The sequence below is a fragment of the Pseudomonas sp. FBCC-B545 genome (genome assembly GCF_059134095.1).
This window is the reverse complement of sequence record NZ_CP101441.1, coordinates 6,164,378-6,187,636: the sequence shown is the minus strand read 5'-3', so window position 1 is coordinate 6,187,636 and position 23,259 is coordinate 6,164,378. Positions and strand designations below refer to the sequence as shown.

Here is a 23,259-nt window from a genome sequence, read left to right as displayed (position 1 = left end):
CAAGCTCCTTGTTCGGGCATCTGCCGGCTGGGCCGGCAATGGCCGTTATTTTCGAGAAAAATGCACCACCAGCCTGTCGCCGACGGTTTGTAGAATTTGCACCAGGATCAACAGCATCACCACTGTGACCACCATCACATCGGTCTGGAAGCGCTGGTAGCCGAAACGGATCGCCAAGTCACCCAGCCCACCGGCACCGACGACGCCAGCCATGGCGGTGTAGGAAACCAGCGTAATCGCTGTCACCGTAATCGCTGCGAAAATGCCGGGACGGGCTTCGGGCAGCAGGGCGTTGGTGATGATTTGGCGCGTGCTGGCGCCCATGGATTGGGTGGCTTCGATGATGCCACGGTCCACTTCGCGCAGGGCGGTTTCCACTAGGCGCGCAAAGAATGGTGTGGCACCGACGACCAGTGGCGGAATTGCTCCGGCGACACCCAGCGACGTGCCGGTGATCAGTACGGTGAACGGGATCATCACGATCAACAGGATGATGAACGGCAGCGAGCGCAGGATGTTTACGATCAGCGACAGCAGCGCGTACAGGCCTTTTTGTTCGTACAGTTGGCGCGGGCTGGTCAGGAACAGCAGCACGCCCAGGGGCAAACCCAGCAGCACGGTGAAGAACAGCGAGCCGAACAGCATAATCATGGTGTCGCCGGTGGCGAGCCAGATTTCGGACCAGTCGATATTGGCAAAGAAACTCAGGAAAACGTCCATCAGCGCAGGACCTCCATGTGAACGTCTGCGGCGGTGAAGCGCGCAAACGCGGCATCCATGTCACCGCCAGTGACGGCGAGGGTCAGTTGCCCGTAAGGGATGTCTTTGATGCGGTCGATACGGCCGGCAAGGATGCTGTAGTCCACGCCCGTTTCCCGGGCGACAGTACCCAACAATGGCGCGTAGGTCGCTTCGCCCTGGAACGTCAGGCGCACGATGCGACCTGGTACATGGGCGAAGTCGTCATGCTGCTCGCCTTCGTCGACCTGTTCGGCTTCTTGCACGAAGCGTTTGGTAGTCGGGTGCTTGGGGTGTAGGAACACGTCCGCCACCGAGCCTTGCTCGACGATCACGCCGGCGTCCATCACGGCGACCTGGTCGCACACGCGGCGGATCACATCCATTTCATGGGTGATCAGCACGATGGTCAGGTTCAACTCCCGGTTGATCTCGGCCAGCAGTTGCAGGACCGACGCGGTGGTTTGCGGGTCGAGGGCGCTGGTGGCTTCGTCACACAGCAAAATCTTTGGCTTGGTCGCCAGGGCGCGGGCAATGCCGACGCGCTGCTTCTGGCCACCGGACAACTGGGCCGGGTACTTCTTGGCATGGTCCGACAGGCCGACGCGCGCGAGCAGTTCGGCGACGCGTTGGTCGATGGCCTTACGCGACAGCTCACCGGCCAGGGTCAGCGGCAGCGCCACGTTGTCGGCGACGGTCTTGGACGCCAGCAGGTTGAAGTGCTGGAAGATCATGCCGACCTGCTGGCGGAAACGGCGAAGGCCGTTGGCGTCCAGGGCGGTGACTTCTTCGCCATCCACGCTGATCTGACCACCGCTGGGCTCTTCCAGGCGGTTGATCAGGCGCAGCAGGGTGCTTTTACCTGCACCCGAATGACCAATCAGGCCAAACACCTGGCCGTTCTCGACGCGCAGGCTGGTGGGGTGCAGTGCGGGGATATCCTTACCGGCGACGCGGTAGGTTTTAAGAACGTTTTGAAACTCGATCACGTAGCGAACCTTGTGGGGCGCATTGAAAAGGGATCAGCGGTTAGCCGGGCGCGCATTTTAGCCTGTCCGTATAGCGTTTCTTAGCATTTATTTCGCATTCATCCAGTCATTTGGCAATAACGCGATCAAAGGTCATAAAAAAGGAACGGTGCAAAACCGCGTCAGTCACTACTTAAGCAACTCGATTTCCCAGGTGCCGTGCCTGGGGTTTTGCTCAAACGAGCCGGGGACCGCTCTGGCCACTTTGAATAAGGAGTTTTGACTGATGAGTATCAACAAGCCAGCCACCCCGCCTAAGAGTGAACTCGCGGGTACCGATACAGTGGATCGTGGCAACACCAACGCCAAGCTGCAGGCCCTGGAAGAATTCCGTTCCGATGCGACCGGCCAGGCCCTGCGCACCAACCAAGGCGTAAAGATTGCCGATAACCAGAACACCCTCAAAGTCGGCGCCCGCGGCCCGTCGCTGCTGGAAGACTTCATCATGCGTGAAAAAATCACGCACTTTGACCATGAGCGTATCCCGGAGCGCATCGTGCATGCTCGTGGTACTGGCGCCCACGGCTATTTCCAATCTTATGAAGACCATTCGGCGCTGACCAAGGCTGGTTTCCTGCGTACCCCGGAGCATAAGACCCCGGTGTTCGCGCGATTTTCCACGGTGCAAGGACCGCGTGGCTCTGGCGATACCGTACGTGATGTACGTGGCTTTGCCGTGAAATTCTTCACCGAGGAAGGCAACTTTGATCTGGTCGGCAACAACATGCCGGTATTCTTCATCCAGGACGCGATCAAGTTTCCCGACTTTGTACATGCGGTAAAACCTGAACCCCACAACGAGATTCCTACCGGTGGCTCGGCCCACGATACGTTCTGGGATTTCGTTTCGCTGCAGCCGGAGTCGGCGCACATGGTGATCTGGGCCATGTCTGACCGGGCCATTCCGAAGAGCCTGCGGGCCATGCAGGGGTTTGGCGTGCACACCTTCCGCCTGATCAATACCGAGGGCAAATCCAGCTTCGTCAAATTCCACTGGCGGCCGAAGGTAGGCACCTGCTCCCTGGTCTGGGACGAAGCGCAGAAACTTGCCGGTAAAGATACCGATTACCACCGTCGTGACCTGTGGGAAGCGATTGAAAGCGGTGACTACCCTGAGTGGGAACTGGGTGTGCAGATTGTGGCGGAAGAAGACGAACACAAGTTCGATTTCGACCTGCTTGACCCGACCAAGATTATTCCCGAGGAATTGGTGCCGATCACGCCGCTGGGCAAGATGGTGCTCAACCGCAACCCGGATAACTTCTTCGCTGAGGTAGAGCAGATTGCGTTCTGCCCGGGCCATATCGTGCCGGGCATCGACTTTACCAACGACCCGCTGCTGCAAGGCCGTCTGTTTTCCTATACGGATACCCAGATCAGCCGTCTGGGCGGGCCGAACTTCCACGAGATCCCGATCAACCGACCTGTGGTGCCTTTCCATAATGGCCAGCGTGATGCCCAACATCGCACGGTCATCGACAAAGGCCGTGCTTCGTACGAGCCGAACTCGATCGACGGCGGTTGGCCGAAAGAAACCCCGCCTGCGCCACAGGACGGTGGCTTCGAGACCTATTACGAGCGTGTCGACGCTAACAAAGTGCGCGAGCGCAGTGAGTCGTTTGGTGATCACTTCTCCCAGGCCACGCTGTTTTACAACAGCATGAGCCACCACGAGAAAGAGCACATCATCGCGGCCTATAGCTTCGAGTTGGGCAAGGTGGAGCGTGAGTTTATCCGTGCGCGCCAGGTGAATGAGATTCTGGCCAATATCGATCTGGAACTGGCCAAGCGCGTTGCGCAAAACCTGGGCGTGCCGGCGCCGACCAAAGGCACAGTCCCTGCGCGTGAGACATCGCTGAAAGAATCACCAGCGTTGAGCCAGGTGAACTTGCTGTCGGGTGATATCAAGACGCGCAAAGTGGCGATTCTGGCGGCTAACGGCGTTGATGGTGCGGCGATTGATGCGCTTAAGGCCGCGCTGGAGGCTGAAGGCGCCCATGCCAAATTGCTGGGGCCGACGTCGGCGCCTGTGACTACCGCAGATGGCAAGACGCTACCGGTAGACGCTTCGATGGAAGGCATGCCGTCCATTGCCTTTGACGCGGTGTTTATCCCGGGCGGTAAGGAGTCGGTGAAGGCGTTGAGCGGCGATGGTGTGGCGTTGCATTACGTACTGGAAGCGTACAAGCACCTCAAGGCGATTGCGGTGGCCAGTGATGTGAAACCGTTGCTGGACTTGCTGAAGCTGGAAGCGGATGCGGGGTTGATCGTGGGCGCTGATGCCAAGGCGTTCAAGGCGTTCTTTGCTGCGATTGCTCAGCATCGGGTGTGGGAGCGGGAGCCGAAATCCAAGGCGATTCCGGCCTAAACTCAGGGTTGTTAGTTAGTTTGTCATCGGGAGCAAGCCCCCTCCCACACTTGAATTGTTAAGACATTCAAGTGTGGGAGGGGGCTTGCTCCCGATGCTCTTTAGTCCGCTTTGCGCGGAATCAGTACAACCTGCGCCGGAATATGTTTCAAAATCTGCCGGTGAATCTTCAGGTCATACCCCGAATCAATCCGCTTCACCCGTTTGGTCAATAACGTGGCCAACCACGGGTAATCCTGGGTGCGCGGCACCTGGATGCTGACATCGCACTGGTAGTTCACCACGTCGGTGGCGATGGCATCCAACTGATGACGCATGTCTTCGACATCCGCGAGGTTCAGCGCCACGGTGGTGCTCGGTGCTGCGGGGTCGATGACCTTGGCCGCAGGCTTGGCTTCGGCGGCTTTCAACGCGGCTTCTGCCTGATCCAATTCGGCTTTGCGCGCATGGCTGATAGCGCTGTTGACGCCACCGGTCAGTGCGGGCGCCTTGGGCATCAGCGCACGGGCACGACTCAGGGCTGTTGCGGCGGCGTTGACGTCGCCTTTTTGCAGCACGATCTGACTGCGTTGCAAGTAGGCTTCGGCCAGTTGGCGCTGGTAAGGCTCAAGGGTTGGGTCGTTGGGCGATTGCGCCTGCAACGCTGCGAGCTGGTCTTCGGCGGTGGCCAGCTCGTTGCTGGCCAGGTTTTGCTCCAGCTGTGCGATAGCCGCAGCGCGTGCGTCCGGCGCCTCGGGGGCGGCGGACGGTGTGCTTTGACAGGCGCCCAGCAGCAGGGAAAATGCGGCAAGGAGCAGATAACGGGAGGTGAACGGCTTCATTCCTGCGACTCTCTATTTGCGCAAAAAGCGAGCAAGTCTACACCCCTCGACGGGGCAGGACAAAACTCAGCAGAAACAGGGCGGCCGCCGTCACCACAATCGACGGTCCGGCCGGGGTGTCCTTGAACCATGACAGCGCCAGGCCCCCGCACACTGCCAGCATCCCCAGGAAGCTGGCGCCGATTGCCATCTGCTCCGGGGAGCGAGCATGGCGCTGGGCGGCGGCGGCGGGAATGATCAGCAGCGACGTGATCAACAATACGCCGACTATCTTCATCGCGACAGCAATCACCACCGCAATCAACAACATCAGGGCCATGCGCAGGGCAGGCACCGGCAAGCCTTCTACCGTGGCCAGTTCTTCATGCACGGTGATCGCCAGCAACGGTCGCCACAGGGTCAGCAGCAGGATCAGCACGGCCGCGCTACCGCCGAGGATCCAGGCCAGGTCGGTCGGGCTGATCGCCAGCAAGTCCCCGAATAGATAAGCCATCAGGTCTATGCGCACTTCATGCATGAAGCTCAGCACCACCAGGCCCAGGGACAGGGTGCTCGGCGCGAGGATGCCCAGCAACGTGTCGGAGGCCAGTGGCTGGCGCTGTTGCAGGGTTACCAGCAGCACCGCCAGCAATAGGCAGCCCGCGGTCACGGCGATGGTCGGGCTTACATCCAGCAAGAAGCCCATGGCCACGCCCAGCAGCGCGGCATGGGACAAGGTGTCGCCGAAATAGGCCATGCGCCGCCAGACCACGAAGGAGCCCAATGGGCCCGCCACCAATGCCAAAGCCAAGCCTGCCAGCAGGGCGTAGAGCAGAAAATCAGCCATGCTTGCAGCTATCTCCATGGACGTGGGGAGTATCGACGACGGCACCATGCAGGTCATGAGCGTGGTCGTGATGGTGGTGGTAGATCGCCAGACTCTGGGCATTCTTGCCGAACAGCTCGACGAAAGCCGGGTCGCTACTGACCTGCTCCGGGTGCCCGGAGCAGCATACGTGGCGGTTGAGGCAGACAACCTGGTCGGTGGTGCTCATCACCAGGTGCAGGTCGTGGGAGACCATCAGCACGCCGCAGCCATGGCGGTCGCGCAGGCGGGTGATCAGGCTGTACAGCTCGGCCTGACCGGCGACGTCGACGCCTTGTACGGGTTCATCGAGCACCAGCAACTCTGGCTCGCGCAACAAGGCGCGGGCCAGCAGCACACGCTGCATTTCGCCGCCTGAGATGCTTTGTACCGGGCTGTCGATCACTTGCTCGGCACCCACTTCCTTGAGCGCGGCCTGTGCTCGGGCGCGGTCGACACCGGGCACCAGGCGCAGGAAGCGCAATACGGACAGCGGCAATGTCGGGTCCACATGCAGCTTTTGCGGCATATAGCCCACGCGCAGCTTGGGCTTGCGCCACACGCTGCCGCTGTCGGGCTTGAGCAAGCCGAGTACGGCGCGCACCAGGGTGGTCTTGCCGGCGCCATTGGGGCCGATCAAGGTGACGATTTGCCCCGGCTCCACGCTCAGTGCGATGTTGTCCAGCACCTTTTGCCCGGCGAATGTGACGCCGACCTGCTCCAGGCGGATTAAGGCGTTGCTCATCAAGCCCCCTGGCAGCCCGCGCACAGGCCGACTACTTCGACCGTTTGCCCTTCGACCTTGAAGCCGACCTCGGCAGAACTTTTGATAATGGCGTCACTGATGCTTTTTTGTTCAAGCTCGATGGCGGCGTGGCATTCTCGGCAGATCAGGAACTGACCCTGATGCGCGTGCTCCGGGTGGTTGCAACCGACGAAGGCGTTGAGCGAGGCGATACGGTGCACCAGACCGTTTTCCAGCAGGAAATCCAGCGCGCGGTATACGGTAGGCGGCGCGGCGCGACGGCCGTCCTGCTCGCTGAGTACGCCGAGAATGTCGTATGCGCCCAGCGGCTTGTGGCTCTGCCACACCAGCTCAAGCACCCGGCGACGCAAGGCGGTCAGGCGCAAGCCTTTCTGCGCGCACAGGGTATCGGCCTCCGACAATGCGGTGTGCACGCAGTGAGAGTGGTCGTGGGGACGGCTGGCAAGCGGTGTTTTAGGCATGAGCGGCGACAGATATTTGATAGAGACGTTATTATGTTACCCGTTCCTACGCCATCGAGTGGTCATCGTGTCCCGACTTTTTGCCGTTTTTGTCGTATTTGTCACCAGTTTGTTCGTCGCGAGTGCCGCCCAGGCCGAGGTCAAGGTGCTGACGAGCATCAAGCCGTTGCAGCTGATTGCCGCTGCTGTGCAGGATGGAGTAGCCGTTCCAGAGGTGTTGCTGCCGCCGGGCGCATCGCCGCATAACTTCGCTTTGCGCCCATCCGACGTACGGCGCGTACAGTCGGTGGACCTGTTGTATTGGATCGGGCCGGATATGGAGACCTTTCTGCCCCGCGTGTTGAAAGGCCGTACGACCGCTACCGTGGCCGTCCAGGACCTGCCAGGGATGAAATTACGTATTTTCGGCGAAGATAGCCATTCCCACGCCGACGATGCCGACGAGCATGACCATGATCATCGACCTGGCAGTGTCGATGCGCATTTATGGTTGTCAACGGTGAACGCGCGGGTAATCGCCACGCGCATGGCTGCGGACCTCAGTGCGGCTGATCCTGTAAACGCCGAGCGTTATCAGAGCAATGCCAAAGCTTTTGGTGAGCGTCTGGATGCGTTGGATGCGCGCTTGAAAAAGCGACTGGCGAGCGTAGATGGCAAGCCTTACTTCGTATTCCATGAGGCGTTTGACTACTTCGAAGAGGCTTACGGCCTCAAGCACACCGGCGTATTCAGCGTGGCCGCCGAAGTGCAGCCAGGCGCCCAGCATGTGGCGGCGATGCGCACGCGCTTGCAGGAGGTGGGCAAGACGTGCGTGTTCAGCGAGCCGCCGTTGCGGCCGCGATTGGCCGAGACGCTGGTTGCCGGGTTGCCGGTGAAGTTGGCGGAGCTGGACGCGTTGGGTGGCTATACCCCGGCTACCGCCCAGGGTTATGAGCAGGTCCTGGAGAAGCTAGGCAATGATTTGGCAGGGTGCCTGGAGTCGTTGTAAGCCTCAATGGGGCCAAATGTGGGAGGGGGCTTGCTCCCGATGGCGGCCTGACAGCCAACCAGGATGTTGGATCAGACCGAGTACATATCCGTTGCTGCGGTAACGGCCACTTAGGGTTACGCCCTTACGGCGTGTCACTTTTGTAAAGGCACAAAAGTAACCAAAAGGCCTTCGCCCCAACACTCGGCACCTCGCTTAGGCTCGGTGTGCCCGAACGCAGGCTTGAATCCGTGGGCCGCCGCCACGCGCCATCCATGGCGCGGGGCGGCTAACCCGGCGTCCTGCCGGGTTACCCACGGATTCAAGCCTGCGTTCGGCCAGCGTGTTTGACGGGGCGCCTGAGATCAAGATCAAAAGCCAGAGCAACAGCAACAGCGCAAGAGCAAGCAGTTGTGTAGATACCTATGCCCCGATGAGAGAGTGTCAGTGAATACAATTGTTGCTGACCCACCACAATCGGGGGCAAGTCGAATCGTCGCACCGCCCCTCCTCCCACATTGTTGACCGAGCAGATCTTCTTTAGAGCGCGAACGGCAGGTGGACACTGACCTGCTGGCGTTGCGCCAGACGGAGCTCGAACTCAGCGGGATCGTGAATGAGAACATCCTGGCCGGCAAACGACTCGGCGGCGATCAGTCGTGACAGCCAGAAACGCACGCACGCCACACGCAGCAGGGTCGGCCATAGCTCGGCCTCCTTCGCTGTGAACGGTCGCAGCCCCGCGTAGGCCCCCAACAGCGCCCGGGCGCGTTGCCCATCAAGCACGCCATCGACATCCGAACACCAGTCATTCAAGGCGATGGCGACGTCATAGAGCATCGGCCCCGAGCAAGCGTTATAGAAGTCGATCAGGCCGGTCAGGTGCGTGCCTTCGAACATCGCATTGTCGCGAAACAGGTCGGCGTGCACGTTAGCCCGTGGCAGGGCGAGGATTTCGGCCTTGTGAGTTTCGATCTCGCTCAACGCGTCCTGCAGCAAGCGCTGTTGTGCGTCGTTGAGGTGCGAAATCAGCTGCGCGCCCTCACTTAGCATCCAATCCAACCCACGGTCGGTCTTGCGCTCCAGCACCTTTGCGCCCTGGGTGGCCAGGTGCAGGTGGCCGAGCAGCTCGCCGACCTGGACGCAATGCTGGGCGTTGGCGTCCTTGATGTGCTTGCCGGCCAGGCGAGGTTGCAGCAGTGCCGGCTTGCCCTTGAGTTCGCGCAAGGCGATGCCATCGGTGGTGCGCAGAGCGTAAGGCACCGGCAGATCAGCCTCGTGGAGCACGTCAAGCAGTTCGATGAAGAACGGCATTTCCGCCACCGGGCCGCGTTCAACCAGGGTCAGGACGAACTCGCCCTGTTCCAGGCTGATGAAGAAATTGGTGTTTTCGCTGCCGGCGGCAATCCCCTGGAAATCAAGCAGGCGGCCGAGCCCGTAGGGTGCGAGAAAAGTTTCCAGCTCGGGCCGAGCCAGGGGGGTAAACACAGACATGGTTAAAACTGCCGTTACGGGCGCGGCCGTGGGCGGCGCCGGTTAAAATTAAGAAATCATTTCCATTCGAAGATCTTCCATGACGGGATCAGCATATCCGGCTGGTCAGAACGGATGAAGTTCGCATCGGTTCCGTCGGCGCGTACCAGGAAGTACGGTGGCGCACCTTTGGGCGTGACCTTGATCGCGTACAGGAAGCCGTTCTGGCGGTATTCCTGGATCGTCTTGTCGCCTTCCGTGCGAATGGTAACTTCCGGATCACCTCCAGGAGCACTGTCTGCCGCCATGGCAGCCATCGGAGCGAGTGCAATCAAACCGGTCAACAGCAGGCGATTGAATGTACGCATGATAACCTTGTCCCTTTGTTTTCATTGGTCCGGCTATTCTAGCGCCTGACCCGCCGAAAAGGTTGATCCTGCTCATGAGCCAATCGCCCCTCGTCCTGGTGGACGGTTCTTCTTATCTGTACCGCGCCTTCCATGCGCTGCCACCGCTGACCACCTCCAAAGGCCTGCCGACCGGTGCGGTCAAGGGCGTGTTGAACATGCTCAAAAGCCTGCGCAAGCAGTACCCGGACAGCCCCTTCGCGGTGGTGTTCGACGCCAAGGGCGGGACCTTTCGCGATGAGATGTACGCCGAATACAAGGCCAACCGCCCGAGCATGCCCGATGACATGCGCCTGCAGATCGAGCCGCTGCACCAGAGCGTGATCGCCCTGGGCTTTCCCTTGCTGTGCGTCGAAGGCGTCGAGGCCGATGACGTGATCGGCACCCTGGCCCGCAGCAGCGCGGCCGCCAGCCGCCCAGTGGTGATTTCTACCGGCGACAAGGACATGGCGCAGCTGGTCGACGGTCACATTACCTTGGTCAACACCATGACCGGTAGCTCGATGGATGTTGAGGGCGTAAAGGAGAAATTCGGCGTCGCTCCGGAGCAGATCATCGACTATCTGGCGTTGATGGGAGACTCCTCCGACAATATCCCAGGCGTTCCGGGCATTGGCCCGAAGACCGCTTCGGGCTTGCTGGTAGGGGTGAATGGCGGCCTCAAAGAGCTTTACGAACAATTGGATATCGTGCCGACCTTGCCTATCCGTGGGGCCAAGACCCTGCCGGCCAAGCTGGAAGAGCACAAGGAGATGGCATTCCTGTCCTATCAGTTGGCGACGATCAAGGTCGATGTGCCGCTGGAAGTGGGCCTGGATGATCTGCATCTGATCGAGCCGGATCGCGAGAAGCTGCTGGAGCTGTACACGCTGCTTGAGTTCAAGAGCTGGTACGAAGAGATCCTGCGCGATGCCAAGCGGGTCGAACTCAAGGCTTCCACCGAGGCTGCGCCAGTCGTCGAAGTCATGGTCGAAGTCACGGCGGCGGTGCCTGTCGAGGCGGTATACACCACCATCCTCGACCAGGCGACGTTCGATGACTGGTTGAAAAGGCTCAACGACGCACCGCTGTTCGCTTTCGATACCGAAACCACCGGCATCGACGCCCAGCAGGCGCAGTTAGTGGGAGTTTCCTTTGCCGTGCAGCCCCATGAAGCGGCCTACATCCCACTGACTCATTCGTATATCGGTGCACCGCAGCAGTTGGACCGTGACACGGTATTGCTGGCCCTGAAGCCGTTGCTGGAAGACCCAACCAAACGCAAGGTCGGCCAGCACGCCAAGTTCGACATGAACATCCTGGCCAACTGCGCCATCGGCGGTGACCCGGCGCGAGGCATTACCGTGCGGGGTATCGCCTTCGACACCATGCTTGAATCCTACGTGTTGAATTCCACCGCCACCCGCCATGACATGGACAGCCTGGCGAAGAAGTACCTGGACTACGACACCGTCAGCTTCCAGGACATCGCCGGCAAGGGCGCCAAGCAGCTGACCTTCGATCAAATCCCACTCGAGCAGGCCGGCCCTTACGCGGCGGAAGATGCCGACGTAACCCTGCGCCTGCACCAGGCCCTGCACGCTCAACTGGCGGCGATCCCGAGCCTTGCCAGTGTACTGACGGATATCGAGATACCGTTGGTGCCGGTACTGGCGCGTATCGAACGCCAGGGCGCATTGGTGGACAAGGACCTGCTGGGCATCCAGAGCATCGAGCTGGGTAACAAGATGGTTGAACTGGAGCGCCAGGCGTTCGAGATCGCCGGCGAAGCGTTCAACCTGGGTTCACCCAAGCAGCTTGGGGCGATCCTCTATGAAAAACTGGGCTTGCCGGTGTTGAAGAAGACCGGCAAGGGCCAGGCGTCCACCGCCGAGGAAGTGCTGGCCAAGCTGGCCGAAGATGATTTCCTGTTGCCCAAGGTGCTGATGCAGTACCGCAGCATGAGCAAGCTCAAAAGCACCTACACCGACCGCCTGCCTGAACAGATCAACCCGCGTACCGGGCGCATCCACACCTCTTATCATCAGGCCGTGGCGGCGACCGGGCGGTTGTCCTCCAGTGACCCGAACTTGCAGAACATCCCGGTGCGCACTGCCGAAGGACGGCGGATTCGCCAGGCGTTTGTCGCGCCAAAGGGCTACAAACTGCTGGCGGCGGACTATTCGCAGATCGAACTGCGGATCATGGCGCACCTGTCCAAAGACGAAGGCTTGATGAATGCCTTCCGCAATAATCTGGATGTGCACACGGCCACGGCGGCCGAGGTGTTCAAGGTCGAGCTGGGCCAAGTCACATCCGATCAGCGCCGTAGCGCCAAGGCCATTAACTTCGGCCTGATCTATGGCATGGGCGCCCAGAAGCTCGGCAAGGACATTGGCGTCGATACCAAGACCGCCAAGGCTTATATCGATGTCTACTTTGCCCGTTATCCCGGAGTTCGCGAGTACATGGAGCGCACCCGTGCCCAGGCTGCCGACCAGGGGTATGTGGAAACCTTCTTCGGGCGCCGGTTGTACTTGCCGGATATCAACTCCAACAAGCCTCAGGAGCGCGCAGCGGCAGAACGCACAGCGATCAACGCGCCGATGCAGGGCACGGCGGCGGACATCATCAAGAAAGCCATGGTATTGGTGGATAGTTGGCTGACCGAATCGGGCCTGGATGCCAAGGTGATCCTGCAGGTGCACGATGAACTGGTACTCGAGGTGCGCGAAGACTTGGTGGCGCAGGTCGGCGAGAAGATTCGCGAACATATGAGCGCCGCGGCACAGCTGGATGTGCCGTTGGTGGTGGATGTGGGCGTGGGCGACAACTGGGACGAAGCACACTGATCCTGCAGCTGCACCACCACTGCGTGGGGCGGTGCAGCGCTTTAGATCGGAAATCGCCGTCAGTTATTTCCAATAGTTTTTCGGGCCTGCCGGAACTTAACCCGTGAATTGCGACTCAGAGTTACTGAATGGGTGGTGAAGCCCTTCAATGCTCCTATGTTGTGTTAAGTGTTGGCAGATATCTGGACCCCGCCCTAGCGGTCCGGAACTTGGACCCCGAACTTCCCTCCCCATACGAAGTCCGGGGTTTTTTTTGCCCGCAGGAAAGTTACTCGGTAACTTCTGCGCCCTTGTCCGCCAATTCCATCCAGTCGGCCAGTACGGTGTAAGCCTCTTCCAGCCCCATGCGTTTTGGCGCTGAGAACAGCTGGATACTGATCGCGTCGCCCCAGCCCTTACGGATTTCGGACTGCACTTTGAGCAAGGTGTTCTTGGCTGCGCCGTAGGTGAGCTTGTCGGCCTTGGTCAGCAGAATATGCATCGGCATGCCGCTGGCGACAGCCCAGTCGAGCATCAGTAGGTCGAAATCGGTCATTGGATGACGGATGTCCATCATCAGGATCAAGCCCTTTAAACTCTCGCGACCACCCAAGTAAGCCTCGAGGTGACGCTGCCAGTGCAACTTCAGCGGGATGGGTACTTTTGCATAACCGTAGCCCGGCAGGTCGACCAGACGCCGATCATCGTCTAGCTTGAAGAAATTGAGCAGTTGCGTGCGGCCCGGGGTTTTCGAGGTGCGTGCCAGGCTGGCGTGGGTCAGAGTGTTCAGCGCGCTGGATTTACCGGCGTTGGAGCGGCCGGCAAAGGCGACTTCAAAGCCCTCGTCATCGGGGCATTGGTCCACTTTGGCGGCGCTGAGCATAAACGTGGACTGTTGGCACAGGCCGAGGATGGGATTCTTGAGTTGCATGAGATTTCCGATGTGGGCGGTGCCGAAAAAGGGTGCGGCAAGCGGTGTCGTTTCCGTTTCAGTAGCGCCAGTATATAATGCCGCAGATTTTGTGTGTGCTTTGTCCCAGCGAAGGATGAAGTTCACGGGAGCGATAGACCTTTATTGCGCATTAGAACGCAAAACGCTCTCAAACCCTGAAAAGGTCGATGTATGGCCTCAATGGTTGCCGCTTCTGGTGTCCTGGACCCGCTTTATGGCGCTCAGGCTACACAGGATCCGGAAGCGCTGTACAACCGAGTTTGCGTGGTCACGCTGTTGCCACGCATGACCCAGGGTTTCAAGGCAATGCCGCCGCGTGGTTTGTGCATGGACTGCAGTACTGAGGATTACCAGGCCGTCATTGAGTTGATGGTGAGTAAACCCGGTAGATAACTCTTAAACCCTTAGCCGTAGTTGGATTAGCTGATGAACAAACTGATCGTGAGTCTGCTGTTGACCTTGGGCATCACAGGCGCTGCCGTCGCTGCAGAGGGCCCCGTCAAAGGTGATGCCACTGCCGGTCAAGCGAAGGCCGCCGTGTGTGGTGCCTGCCACGGGCCGGATGGCAACAGCCCGGCGCCGAACTTTCCCAAACTGGCGGGCCAGGGTGAACGCTACCTGAGCAAGCAGATGCACGACATCAAGGATGGCAAGCGCACGGTGCTGGAAATGACCGGTTTGCTGACCAACCTCAACGATCAGGACCTGGCGGACCTCGCGGCGTATTTTGCCAGCCAGAAAGGCAGTGTGGGAGCTGCTGATCCTAAACTGGTGGCTCGCGGAGAGAAGCTGTTCCGTGGCGGCGATCTGGAAAAGGGCCTGCCTGCCTGCACGGGTTGCCACTCGCCGAACGGCGCTGGTAATGCAACGGCTGGTTTTCCGCATTTGAGTGGCCAGCACGCTCAATACATTGCCAAGCAGTTGACCGATTTCCGTAAGGAAGAAGCCGGCCGGGCCAACGATGGCGACGCGATGACCATGCGTACCATCGCTCGCAAGCTGAGTGACGAAGACATTGCAGCCGTCTCCAGCTACATCCAGGGCCTGCATTAAGTTGCACGCAACGTTAACACTCGATTAATCCCGCGATGCAAGCATAAAAAGGGTGGCCCAGGCCGCCCTTTTTTGTGGCCGCTGCCGTTACACTAACGAACTCATGCCCGCGTAGACCTGTCACAACAAAAGGTCGCGTGAGGCGACTTTATTTGTCCAGGAGTAAAGCATGCGTAATCTGATCCTCAGCGCCGCTCTCGTCACTGCCAGCCTCTTCGGCATGACCGCGCAAGCAGCCGATGTGCCGCTTGAAGCCGGTAAAACCTATGTCGAACTGAGCAATCCGGTTCCAGTATCGGTGCCAGGCAAGATCGAAGTAGTGGAGCTGTTCTGGTACGGCTGCCCGCATTGCTACGCCTTTGAGCCGACCATCAATCCCTGGGCTGAGAAACTGCCTTCGGACGTGAACTTCAAGCGCATTCCGGCCATGTTCGGCGGCCCATGGGATGCCCACGGCCAACTGTTCCTGACCCTGGAAGCCATGGGTGTGGAGCACAAGGTCCACAACGCCGTCTTCGAAGCGATCCAGAAACAAGGCAAGCGCCTGACCAAGCCAGAAGAAATGGCTGACTTCGTCGCCACCCAGGGTGTCGACAAGGACAAGTTCGTGGCCACCTTCAACTCCTTCGCCATCCAGGGCCAGATCAAGCAGGCCAAGGAACTTGCACAGAAGTACGGCGTGCAAGGCGTTCCGACCCTGATCGTCAACGGCAAGTACCGTTTCGACCTGGGCTCTACCGGTGGTCCTGAGCAGACCCTCAATGTCGCTGACCAGCTGATCGCCAAAGAGCGGGCAGCCAAGTAAGGGGCTCGTTATGCGCCGCTGGCGTACCGAACGCGCTGTTGGCTTGCATGACCCGCAGGTCAACGAGCACCACCTGGAGTCCACGGGGCTGCCGCCGGACAGCCGTCTGCGCCTGCTCAGCTTCAATATCCAGGTCGGTATCAGTACCGAGAAGTACCGGCACTACCTTACCCGTGGCTGGCAACACCTGCTGCCCCACAATGGTCGGGCCGGTAACCTGCAGAAAATCGGCACCCTGCTCAACGACTTCGACCTGGTCGCCTTGCAGGAAGCCGATGGCGGCAGCATGCGCTCCGGTTATATCAATCAGGTGGAACACCTTGCCCAGCTCGGTGCTTTCCCTTATTGGTACCAACAACTCAACCGCAACCTCGGGCGCCTGGCGCAGCACAGCAATGGCGTGCTCAGCCGCCTGAAGCCCACCGCCATCGAAGATCATCCGTTACCAGGCCCCAAAGGGCGCGGGGCGATCCTCGTGCGTTTCGGCGAAGGCCCGGAGGCCTTGGTGGTGGTGATGATGCACCTGGCGCTCGGCGGCCGCACGCGCAACCTGCAACTGGCCTACGTGCGTGACATGATTGGCAACTACAAGCATCAGGTGCTGATGGGTGACATGAACACCCATGCCAATGACCTGTTGCAGAATTCCCCGCTGCGCGACCTCGGACTATTGGCGCCGCAAGTCGAGGCCACGTTCCCCAGCTGGCGCCCACAGCGTTGTCTTGATCATATTTTGCTCAGCCCGACCCTTACGCTCGAAAGCGTGCAGGTACTGGCGCAACCTATTTCCGATCACCTGCCGGTCGCGGTAGAGATTCGTCTGCCGGGTTCGCTCACGGCTGATGCGTTCCCCGCATTGAGCCCAGGCACCAGCGGACCCCTTGCATGAGCGACGACGCCCAGCGTTGGAAAGAGAAATACCTCAAGAGCATCGAGCAGCAGGACAAGCTCGAACGCCGCTGGGCTGCCCGCCTCGACCTGCTGCGCCGCGGGCTGGTACGCAGCACGCTGGCTGCTGAAGGCACCGATCGCGCCGTCGATCAATGCATGAAGGAAATGCGTGACGTCGTGCGTACCGACGATATGGACGCTGCCCTCGCCGCCTTGCTGCCACGCCTGGAAAAGGCCGTGCTCGATTCCGAGCAGCGTCGCGAAACCCGGGTCGACCAGATCAGCACCGCGCTCACCGCCTTGGTTGCCCAGTTGCAAAAGCTCCCCCTGCCCCGCGAGGTGGCGCGGCCGCTGAAAACCTTCGCCAAGCAGCTCGATGGCCGCGTCGGGCAAGCGCGGGAGATACCACTGCTGCTCAGTGAGCTGAGCAGCCTGCAAGGGCAGGCGCTGAACAACCTGGAGCCTGAGAGCGAAACCGCGCGTCCGGGGCCGGGCCTGCTGCAGCGTTTGTTTGGTAGTAAAGACGCCTCGAGTGAAGCCCCAGAGGCTGACGTCGCGCCGCTGTCTCCACCAGAAGTATCGCCGTCAAAGCCTGTTGTGCCAAAACCGGTGCCTGAGCCCCAAGAGCCCACGCAATCGGAAGAACTGACACAAGCCTTGCGTGCCTTTGCGCCAGCGCCGCAAACACCCGTCGCCTTTAAGCCAGAGGCTGTTGCGCAGGCCAAGGTGGAAGAGGCCAGCAGTGACACATTTGTATTCGAGGCCCCCGCTCAAGGGCAACCTACGGTAGCGACTGCGCCAGTAATTGAGCCCGACGTGCAGGAGCCACCGATTGCGGAGCCTGCGCATGAAAGTGCACTCGCCGCCTTTATCGAAGCACCGCAGGTTCAAGTAGACATACCCGATGAAACCACCATCGGCAGCCTGTCTCTGCCGCCCGTGCTGGAAAGCCCCGAGCCAGACGACCTGCAATCAGGCGGGATATACGCCCTGCCTGATTCGCCCGAACCGTCCTACAGCTCGGTGGCCAAGCACATCGAAGACACTTTACTCGGCTTGCTGGAAGACTTGTCGCTGCCCGAGCGTCACCGGCCCCAGGCCGAGGCCATGCGTGAGCGCCTCGCCCATGGCCTGAACTGGTACGAACTGCTGCCGATCCTCGATGACTTGGCGGTGCTGATGTTGGCGATCACTGACAGCGGCCAGCATGAGTTCGAGGCTTATCTCAAGCAGCTCAACGAGCGCCTCGAGGCATTCCAGGGCCATCTGCAGGTCGCCAGCGAAGATCACGCCGATAGCAGCCTGGCTGCGCGGAAGCTGGATACGCAGATCCGTGAACAGGTCGACGGGCTGCAAAGCAGCGTGCAGGACGCCGCCGATCTGGACAGCCTCAAGCAAGTGCTCGAAAGCCACCTCGAAGGCTTGCTCGGCACCATGGACGCCCATCAGCAGCAGCGCGACCAGCGCGAACAGGAAGTGGCCGCACGCCTCAAAGGCCTGGCGGAGCGGGTGGCCAACATGGAACAGGAAGCCCTGGGTTACCGCGAGCACTTGGAAGTGCAGCGCCAGAAGGCCTTGCTCGACCCGCTCACTGGCTTGCCCAACCGAGCCGCGTGGAGCGAGCGCCTCGATTATGAGGTCAACGCCTGGCATCAGCGTGGAAACAGCCTCTCGCTCGCCATGCTCGACCTGGATCACTTCAAGCGTATCAACGACGGCTACGGTCACCTGGCGGGCGACAAGGTCTTGAAGATCATTGCCAATGTGCTGAGCAAGCGCCTGCGGCCCACCGACTTCATCGCACGCTTCGGCGGCGAAGAGTTCGTGCTGCTGATGCCCGATTCAACCTTGGCGGATGCCTTGGCCGTGGGTGAGGTGTTGCGCGGCGCCATCGCCTCCTGCCCGTTCCACTTCAAGGGCGAACCGGTGACGATCACGGTATCCATGGGCGTGGCGCAGTTTCAGCCCGGCGAGCGCAGCGACCTGGCACTCAAGCGCGCCGACGGAGCGCTGTATAAGGCGAAGGCGGCGGGACGGAACCAGGTACAGGCGGCATAAAAGATGTTCCATTTTGTAATTTGACCGCCTGGGCATACACGTTACGTTACACTGTTGCATTATCGACTTTCAGTGTAATGCTTCTGCCATGAAATCTTTGTATATCGCTTTTGCGTTTCTGCTGCTCACCGGCTGCGCCAGCGGCCCGCGCCTGAACACCAGCCATCCTTCGGTGAACCACGACAACCGCATACAGTTCGTTGTCGTGCATTACACCTCCGCCAACCTTGAACGCTCCCTGGCGTTGTTGACCCATGGACAGGTCAGCAGCCATTACCTGATCGGCGACGACGCCTCAGGCACCATCTACAAGCTGGTGGATGAAAGCCAGCGCGCCTGGCATGCCGGTGAAAGTGAGTGGATGGGGCGCACCTGGCTCAACTCCAGCTCCATCGGCATTGAGATCGTCAACCCAGGGTTCAGCGATACGCCGACGGGCCGTGTGTGGTACCCGTATTCCGAAGCGCAGGTAAAGTCACTGATCGTGCTGCTCAAGGACATCAGCAAGCGTAATGGCATTGACCCCAAGAACATCATTGGGCATAGCGATATTGCCCCGCTGCGCAAGCTGGACCCGGGCCCGTTGTTCCCTTGGAAGCGCTTGGCCGCGGAAGGCCTCGCTGTCTGGCCGGATGCCCAGGCGGTGGCCCGATTCCAGGTGCAGTACGCCGCACAGCTGCCAAGCATTACCTGGTTCCAGGAAGAATTGGCTCGCCTGGGCTACCAGACGCCGCAGACCGGGGAGCTGGATGTAGCCACGCGCCATGTGATCGCAGCGTTCCAGATGCGCTTTCGTCCATCACTGTTCGACGGCACCCCGGATGCTGAAAGCGCTGCGATCCTGCGGGCCCTGAACCAGCGCTGATTGTGTACATCTAGAAGCGAGCTTGCTCGCGAAGAACCTCAACGATAACGTTGTGCTGTCAGGCGGCTCGCGTCGTTCATGCGTTTTTCGCGAGCAAGCTCGCTCCTACAACGGCAGCGCCATATAGAACTGCGTGCCCTGCCCCGGCCGTGAATACACACCCATGCGGCCGCCGTGCAGTTGCACGATCTCCTTGCACAGTGCCAACCCCAGGCCCGCCCCGCCTTTCTTGCGGCCGACCTGCACAAAAGGCTCGAAGATACGTCCTTGCTGGCCATAGGCAATGCCTTCGCCGTTATCTTCAACGCTGATAATCACCCGCTCGCCATGACGTCGCGCCTGCAGGCGAATCTGCCCGCCTTCGGCGGTATGGCGCAGGGCGTTGCCCAGCAGATTGTCGAGCACACGCTCCAGTTGCACCTGGTCGGCATACAGGCGCGGTAAGTCTGGCTGGGTTTCCACCAGCAACTCAATGCTCTGCGCGTTGGCAGGCTCGACGAACCGGGCCCGCGCGTGCTCCAGCAGGTCGGTCACATCGCAGGCCCCAAGGGTGAGTTTTTGCAGGCCGTTCTGGTAGCGCGAGAAATTGAGCAGGTCGTTGATCAGCTGCATCAGGCGCTGCATTTCTTCATTGACCGTATCCAGCAGGTCCGCTTCGCGGGAATCCGCCGGGAATTTGGCCCGTTCGCGAAACAGGCCGAAGGCCATGTGCATGCCGGTCACCGGCGTGCGCAGCTCATGGGAGGCGCGCAGCACGAACTCGCTGCGCACCCGCTCGAAGGCGCGTTGTTCGGTGACGTCATGCAGCACCATCACCGCGCCGAGAATATGCCCCTGTGTATGGCTGACCGGCGTCAGGCTGTAGGTCAGCAGACGCAGCTCGCCCTCGACTTCCACCTCCAGGTCGTCCGGCGCACGCTCCAGATTACCGCCGCGCAGCACCAGTTGCAGTTGTTCATCCATTTCCGCACGGCCCAGGGCTTCCCCCAGGCCTTGTCCGAGTCGTTCCTCATCCCAGCCCAGTTGGCGCTGTGCGACGGGGTTGAGGTGCTCAAGGCGGCCTTGGCGATCAATCATCAGCAAGCCGTCATCGATACTGTCGAGTACCGCTTGCAGGCGCTGCTGACCGGCCAGCAACTCATCAACATTGGTGGCCTGATGTTGGCGCAATGCTTCGGCCATGATGCCGAAACGGCGGGTCAACTGATTCATTTCCGCCGCCGAAGAGATAGGCAGCGTAACCTCGAAATCGCCCTGACCGATCTTGTCGGCGGCCTTGGCGAGCGCCTCGATGGGGCCACCGAAACGCCGTGCGATGCCATGGGCCGTGACGAAGCCGATGATCAGCACCGCAAGCCCCACCAGTCCCAGGAGGCTGGCGATCAATAACGCCCGCTCACGGGATTTATGCTCGCTGGTGCTGATGTTTTCCAACGCCCGCTTGTGATCGGCGATCAGACCGTTGCGCAACACGTTGAAGGTTGCAGTCAGCTTTTCCTTGCTGCCTGCAGGTGGTGAGGCTTGTTGAGATTGGTCAAACGCCTCGAGCAGGTTCTGGTAATCGGTCCGTGCCTGGCTGAAACCATAGCTTCTTCCATCGAGCTGCTCATGGGCGACGCCTTCGTCCAGCAGCTCGAAATAGTGGCGCTTGGAGGCTTGCAGGGCCTCGGGGTCGGGTCGTTTCTCCAGCATCATGATCAGTTGGTCGCCCAGGCTCTGGCGCAACTTGAGCCCCAGGTCCAGAGTGATGAAGTTGCTGCGGATCAGTGATTCCTGGGTCTTGGCCATTTGCATGACGCTGACCAAGCCCAGGATCAACCCCAGCAAGGCCACGGTGATCAGCGCTGAGATACTCAGGAATAACCGAGTGCGCAGTTTCATCGCGAGCTTCATAAAGTCCTGCTCACAGGTTGTACTGTTTGCGTTTGCGGTACAGGGTCGACGCATCGATGCCGAGGGTACGGGCTGCTTGGTCCAAGGTGTCACTGGTCGCGAGTACCGCGCCGATGTGGGCTTTTTCCAATTCGTCCAGGCTCAGTGCGGCGCCGATACGCGGCGCATTGTTGGTCGGTTGTTCGGCCATTCCCAAGTGGCTGATCTCGACCTTCTCCTGCGGGCAGATGATGCTGGCGCGTTCCACCACGTTACGCAGCTCGCGGATATTGCCGGGCCAGCGATAGTTGAGCAGCGCTTCTCGAGCGTCATCACTGAAGCCGCGAGCGGGACGGGCGTATTCTTTGACGAAGCGTGCCAGGAAGCGGTCGGCCAGTGCCAGGATGTCTTCACTGCGTTCGCGCAACGGCGGCAGGTGCAAGGTGATGACGTTGAGGCGGTAAAGCAAGTCTTCACGGAAGCGGCCATCGCGCACCATGTCTTCCAGGTTCAGGTTGGTGGCTGCAAGGATACGTACATCGGCGCGACGGGTAACGGGGTCGCCCACACGCTCATACTCTTTATCTTGAATGAAACGCAGCAACTTTGGCTGCAACGTGAGCGGAAAGTCGCCGATCTCGTCGAGAAACAGCGTGCCGCCGTCCGCCTGGTTGACCCGGCCCAGCGTGCTTTCACTGGCACCGGTGAACGCGCCGCGGCTGTGGCCGAACAGCTCGCTCTCCATCAGTTCGGCGGTCAGCGATGGGCAGTTGATGGTCACGCAGGATTTTTTCGAGCGTTTGCTCCAGCCATGGATGGCCCGGGCCAGCTCCCCTTTACCGGTGCCGGACTCACCGAGGATCAAGATGTTTGCATCAGTGCCTGCCACTTGGCGCGCCGTTTCCAGTACCACCATCATCGACGGACTATGGGAGTCAAGGCCATCCTTGGACTGACGCACGGCGCCTTCCAGGACTTCCAGTCGTGCGGAGAGCTGGCGCACTTCCAGTTGCTTGGCGGTGGCCAGGCGCAATTGGTCCGGGCTGCAGGGCTTGACCAAATAGTCGGCGGCACCGGCCTGAATCGCGTCTACGGCGGTATCCACGGCGGAATGAGCAGTGACAATTACCACACGCATCCACGGTGCCTGGATACGCATCTGGGCTAGTACATCCAGGCCGTTGTCCTCGCCAAGGCGCAAATCGAGGAAACACAGGTCGAACACTTGGCGCTGCATCAGCGTGTCCGCCTGGGCGGCGCTGTTGGCGGTGGCTACGGTGTAGCCCTCGTCTTCCAGGCAATAACGGAAGGTGCGCAGGATCGCGGATTCGTCATCCACTAAAAGAATGCGGCCTTGAAGTTCCTTGGCTGATCCCATCTGTCCCGCGCTCCTTAACTATAAATGTGATGATGTTTAGTCCCGGAATAATCGGGCAAGTTGCATGGTTTATTCTGATTCATAAAAGACTGTCCGTGTAGGTATCTGCACGCGGCCTGCACAGGATCCGGCTGATGGCGTTTTCATGCCTTCCTGCCACTTCGGCAACGAGGGGGGTGGGTTAGATCCCTCGACCCGACCATTGGCCATCGTGCATTTCGCACGGGCAACGCAGGGGCATCGTGCAGGATGCGAGGCAATAGATCTATGTGGAGTATTTAACTATTTGATTTTATTGAGTTTTATTTTGCAATAAAGCTGGCATGCACTCTGCAATACCTCTCCCAAGAGTGTCATGAACGAATAATCAGAATGCGGGAGAAAAGCAGCATGACTCGCCAAAGCCTCAGCCAATTGCGTGTATCCCCGCTTCGTGTGCAGCAGGGCCTGTTTGCCAGTCTGGCATTGATGGTCACGCTGATTGCCGGCCAGCAGATGCAGCATTGGCAAGAGCGTGCGCAGCCAGCTCCGCAATTTGAACGTCCGGCCATGACCCAGACCCATTTCCGTTCCATTGGCAGCGCCAGCGCTAATGTAACTGCCCCGCAATTGAGCCTGGTCGATCAGGATTCCACCCTGGACGAACTGCCGACCCAAGAGCGCTGGGTGTTCTAGGCAAGACAAGGTCGCTTGAATTGAGCG

General features: G+C 60.0%; 21 protein-coding genes. 10 read left to right on the top strand and 11 right to left on the bottom strand.

Annotation, left to right across the window (positions count from 1 at the left end):
* Positions 1 to 45: 45 nt before the first annotated feature.
* On the bottom strand, positions 46 to 720 hold the full coding sequence (locus NMB39_RS28335) for a methionine ABC transporter permease (protein ID WP_057023193.1): 675 nt from the start codon (positions 718 to 720) through the stop codon (positions 46 to 48).
* The gene (locus tag NMB39_RS28330) at positions 720 to 1,727 is read right to left on the bottom strand and encodes a methionine ABC transporter ATP-binding protein (protein WP_494339764.1); all 1,008 of its coding nucleotides are present in this window, start codon (positions 1,725 to 1,727) and stop codon (positions 720 to 722) included. The genes NMB39_RS28335 and NMB39_RS28330 overlap by 1 nt, the downstream gene beginning before the upstream one ends.
* A gap of 265 nt (positions 1,728 to 1,992) precedes the next feature.
* Between NMB39_RS28330 and katE the strand changes: the two genes are divergently transcribed.
* Positions 1,993 to 4,134, top strand: coding sequence for a catalase HPII (gene katE, locus NMB39_RS28325; protein ID WP_057023191.1), 2,142 nt, complete (start codon positions 1,993 to 1,995; stop codon positions 4,132 to 4,134).
* A 101-nt stretch (positions 4,135 to 4,235) separates the two neighbouring features.
* On the opposite strand, the gene NMB39_RS28320 is transcribed toward katE, so the two are convergent.
* The 4 genes from NMB39_RS28320 to zur are packed head-to-tail and all read right to left on the bottom strand — an operon-like array spanning position 4,236 to position 7,026.
* Complete coding sequence (locus NMB39_RS28320; protein WP_057023190.1) at positions 4,236 to 4,955, bottom strand: PA5502 family lipoprotein; 720 nt, start codon at positions 4,953 to 4,955, stop codon at positions 4,236 to 4,238.
* 37 nt (positions 4,956 to 4,992) lie between these two features.
* Complete coding sequence (gene znuB / locus NMB39_RS28315) at positions 4,993 to 5,781, bottom strand: zinc ABC transporter permease subunit ZnuB (RefSeq protein ID WP_057023189.1); 789 nt, start codon at positions 5,779 to 5,781, stop codon at positions 4,993 to 4,995.
* Positions 5,774 to 6,544 carry a zinc ABC transporter ATP-binding protein ZnuC gene (znuC, locus tag NMB39_RS28310; RefSeq protein ID WP_057023188.1) on the bottom strand — a complete coding sequence of 257 codons (771 nt, stop codon included), beginning with the start codon at positions 6,542 to 6,544 and terminating at the stop codon, positions 5,774 to 5,776. The genes znuB and znuC overlap by 8 nt, the downstream gene beginning before the upstream one ends.
* Positions 6,544 to 7,026: a zinc uptake transcriptional repressor Zur gene (zur, locus tag NMB39_RS28305; protein WP_043048330.1), complete on the bottom strand. Its 483-nt coding sequence runs from the start codon at positions 7,024 to 7,026 to the stop codon at positions 6,544 to 6,546. Before zur ends, znuC begins: the two co-directional genes overlap by 1 nt.
* 58 nt (positions 7,027 to 7,084) lie before the next feature.
* On the opposite strand from zur, the gene NMB39_RS28300 reads away from it, so the two are divergent.
* Positions 7,085 to 8,014 (top strand): zinc ABC transporter substrate-binding protein, encoded by a 930-nt coding sequence (locus tag NMB39_RS28300; RefSeq protein WP_494340615.1) that lies wholly within the window; start codon positions 7,085 to 7,087, stop codon positions 8,012 to 8,014.
* A 519-nt stretch (positions 8,015 to 8,533) separates the two neighbouring features.
* On the opposite strand, the gene NMB39_RS28295 is transcribed toward NMB39_RS28300, so the two are convergent.
* Positions 8,534 to 9,487: a homoserine kinase gene (locus NMB39_RS28295; RefSeq protein ID WP_057023187.1), complete on the bottom strand. Its 954-nt coding sequence runs from the start codon at positions 9,485 to 9,487 to the stop codon at positions 8,534 to 8,536.
* Between the two features lie 56 nt (positions 9,488 to 9,543).
* Positions 9,544 to 9,834, bottom strand: coding sequence for a DUF2782 domain-containing protein (locus NMB39_RS28290; RefSeq protein ID WP_016978788.1), 291 nt, complete (start codon positions 9,832 to 9,834; stop codon positions 9,544 to 9,546).
* A gap of 74 nt (positions 9,835 to 9,908) precedes the next feature.
* On the opposite strand from NMB39_RS28290, the gene polA reads away from it, so the two are divergent.
* Positions 9,909 to 12,704, top strand: a complete 2,796-nt coding sequence (gene polA, locus NMB39_RS28285) for a DNA polymerase I (RefSeq protein WP_057023186.1) — start codon at positions 9,909 to 9,911, stop codon at positions 12,702 to 12,704.
* A gap of 268 nt (positions 12,705 to 12,972) precedes the next feature.
* On the opposite strand, the gene yihA is transcribed toward polA, so the two are convergent.
* The gene (gene yihA / locus NMB39_RS28280) at positions 12,973 to 13,614 is read right to left on the bottom strand and encodes a ribosome biogenesis GTP-binding protein YihA/YsxC (protein WP_043048336.1); all 642 of its coding nucleotides are present in this window, start codon (positions 13,612 to 13,614) and stop codon (positions 12,973 to 12,975) included.
* 192 nt (positions 13,615 to 13,806) lie between these two features.
* On the opposite strand from yihA, the gene NMB39_RS28275 reads away from it, so the two are divergent.
* From NMB39_RS28275 to NMB39_RS28250, 6 genes are all read left to right on the top strand, one after another.
* A complete protein-coding gene (locus NMB39_RS28275) occupies positions 13,807 to 14,028 on the top strand; it encodes a hypothetical protein (protein ID WP_057023185.1) in 222 nt (73 codons plus the stop codon).
* 33 nt (positions 14,029 to 14,061) lie between these two features.
* Positions 14,062 to 14,688, top strand: coding sequence for a c-type cytochrome (locus tag NMB39_RS28270; protein WP_057023184.1), 627 nt, complete (start codon positions 14,062 to 14,064; stop codon positions 14,686 to 14,688).
* Positions 14,689 to 14,857: 169 nt separating this feature from the next.
* Positions 14,858 to 15,493, top strand: coding sequence for a thiol:disulfide interchange protein DsbA (gene dsbA, locus NMB39_RS28265; protein ID WP_057023183.1), 636 nt, complete (start codon positions 14,858 to 14,860; stop codon positions 15,491 to 15,493).
* A 10-nt stretch (positions 15,494 to 15,503) separates the two neighbouring features.
* Positions 15,504 to 16,382 (top strand): endonuclease/exonuclease/phosphatase family protein, encoded by an 879-nt coding sequence (locus tag NMB39_RS28260; RefSeq protein ID WP_046070282.1) that lies wholly within the window; start codon positions 15,504 to 15,506, stop codon positions 16,380 to 16,382.
* The gene (locus tag NMB39_RS28255; protein WP_494339765.1) at positions 16,379 to 18,442 is read left to right on the top strand and encodes a GGDEF domain-containing protein; all 2,064 of its coding nucleotides are present in this window, start codon (positions 16,379 to 16,381) and stop codon (positions 18,440 to 18,442) included. Before NMB39_RS28260 ends, NMB39_RS28255 begins: the two co-directional genes overlap by 4 nt.
* Before the next feature lie 88 nt (positions 18,443 to 18,530).
* On the top strand, positions 18,531 to 19,307 hold the full coding sequence (locus NMB39_RS28250) for an N-acetylmuramoyl-L-alanine amidase (protein ID WP_046070284.1): 777 nt from the start codon (positions 18,531 to 18,533) through the stop codon (positions 19,305 to 19,307).
* Positions 19,308 to 19,412: 105 nt separating this feature from the next.
* Here NMB39_RS28250 and NMB39_RS28245 read toward each other — a convergent pair whose 3' ends face one another.
* Both NMB39_RS28245 and algB read right to left on the bottom strand, forming a co-directional pair.
* The gene (locus NMB39_RS28245) at positions 19,413 to 21,200 is read right to left on the bottom strand and encodes an ATP-binding protein (RefSeq protein ID WP_057023181.1); all 1,788 of its coding nucleotides are present in this window, start codon (positions 21,198 to 21,200) and stop codon (positions 19,413 to 19,415) included.
* Between the two features lie 10 nt (positions 21,201 to 21,210).
* Positions 21,211 to 22,557, bottom strand: coding sequence for a sigma-54-dependent response regulator transcription factor AlgB (gene algB / locus NMB39_RS28240; RefSeq protein WP_057023180.1), 1,347 nt, complete (start codon positions 22,555 to 22,557; stop codon positions 21,211 to 21,213).
* A 390-nt stretch (positions 22,558 to 22,947) separates the two neighbouring features.
* Between algB and NMB39_RS28235 the strand changes: the two genes are divergently transcribed.
* Positions 22,948 to 23,232: a hypothetical protein gene (locus NMB39_RS28235; RefSeq protein ID WP_057023334.1), complete on the top strand. Its 285-nt coding sequence runs from the start codon at positions 22,948 to 22,950 to the stop codon at positions 23,230 to 23,232.
* The last annotated feature ends 27 nt before the right edge of the window (positions 23,233 to 23,259 follow it).